The following is a 1,584-nucleotide window of genomic DNA, read 5'->3' on the forward strand; positions in this document are numbered from 1 at the left end:
GAATTTGTAACAAGTAGTAGCGATCACCAGCAGTGCCCGGCAGCTGACAGACCCGAGGTCGCATTCATCGGTAGATCAAATGTGGGTAAATCTTCATTAATAAACATGCTCACCAGCCGGACAAAATTAGCCAAAGTATCTAGTAAACCCGGTAAAACGCAGTTGATCAATCACTTTTTGATCGATGACACCTGGTTTTTGGTTGACTTACCTGGTTATGGTTGGGCAAAAGTATCTAAAGCTGAAAAAGAGAAGTGGGGCGCTATGATCCATGACTATATCAAAGAGCGTGAAAACCTCATCAACCTTTTTGTTTTGATAGACTCCAGACTGGCACCGCAACCTGTAGATGTAGAATTTATTAATTGGCTGGGTGAAGAAGGCATTCCTTTTTCTATTGTCTTTACAAAAGCCGATAAGCAATCAAAAAACAAAACTCAGTCTGCAGTGGCCAAATATAAAAAACACCTGTTGCAGTTTTGGGAAAAAATGCCTCATCATGTGATCACGTCATCAACTTCTAAACAGGGCAAAGAAGAATTAACAAAATATATCACTGAGCTGGTAAAAGGTGGCAATTAGTAAATTAATACCTACTTTTGCGCTTCAATTTTAAAGTAAGAATTAAGATATGGATTATAGCGATATTGCTTCACTTTCTGGGAAAGGTGGCCTTTTCAAAGTACTAAAACCAACAAGAACCGGTGTGATTTTAGAATCTCTTGACGAAAAGAAACAGAGAATACCTGCAACTGCATCTCAGCGGATTTCTGTTTTAAGTGATATTTCTATTTACACTACAGACCAAAAAGGTTCTATTCCTTTAGAGGATGTATTCAGAAAAATTTACGCAGAGTTTGATAATGATTTAGGTGTAACTCCTACTTCTGAGCCTGACGAACTCAAGGCCTTCGTAAAACACATAATACCAAATTATGATGAGCAGCGAGTGTACGTTTCTGACGTAAAAAAGCTTATAAAGTGGTATTTAAATATCTATGAGTATGTGCCTGAGCTTTTGAAAGAGCCAAAAGAAGATAAAAAGAAAGAAGAAAAGGCCAATGAAGAGTAATGATGATATCATACTCACTCAAGAATTAATAAAAAAAGATCTGGCGCTTGACTCAGAGTTGCCAGATCTTGCTTCTGACCTCGAAGACCTTAAGAAGAAACTCACCCCCATCATAAATCACCTTTTAGATCACGATCTCAATCGACTACTTACAGCTCTATATCGCATAGATGTAAGTGAAGCCAAAGTAAAAAAAGTGATTGCTTCTGCAAAGCCTGAAATTATAGGTGATACCATAGCGCAACTGATTATAGACCGTGAGTTGCAAAAAGTAGAAACACGCAGAAAGTACAGTTAAGCAGTTATCTTCCAGTAGGAGCATATAAACAAAAGTTTTGACGGAGCTGTTAGACATTCACTCCACCAAAATTTTTGAGCTTATGCCTCTGCAAGATTCCACATCAAACCCGAACGACACTCCAAGGGAAGTAGATTTCAATCCCTCAATGCTTATCGAAAAACTAGACAGTTGGCTTGATGGCCTCGTGCGTTTAGTGCCAAATATAGTTACA

Annotated in this window: 3 protein-coding genes; all 3 read left to right on the forward strand. The window is 38.3% G+C overall.

Features of this window, described 5'->3' with window-relative positions; all coding sequences use genetic code 11:
- On the forward strand, window positions 1-582 hold a 582-nt coding region (gene yihA / locus E1176_RS01225), incomplete at its 5' end, for a ribosome biogenesis GTP-binding protein YihA/YsxC (protein WP_155208764.1).
- Between the two features lie 49 nt (window positions 583-631).
- Window positions 632-1,072 (forward strand): DUF5606 family protein, encoded by a 441-nt coding sequence (locus E1176_RS01230; RefSeq protein ID WP_155208765.1) that lies wholly within the window; start codon window positions 632-634, stop codon window positions 1,070-1,072.
- Entirely contained in the window at window positions 1,062-1,370 is a 309-nt protein-coding gene (locus E1176_RS01235) for a hypothetical protein (protein WP_155208766.1), read from the forward strand. Before E1176_RS01230 ends, E1176_RS01235 begins: the two co-directional genes overlap by 11 nt.
- Window positions 1,371-1,584 lie beyond the last annotated feature (214 nt).

Origin of the sequence: Fulvivirga aurantia (genome assembly GCF_009711475.1) — a bacterium.
Lineage (GTDB): Bacteria > Bacteroidota > Bacteroidia > Cytophagales > Cyclobacteriaceae > Fulvivirga > Fulvivirga aurantia.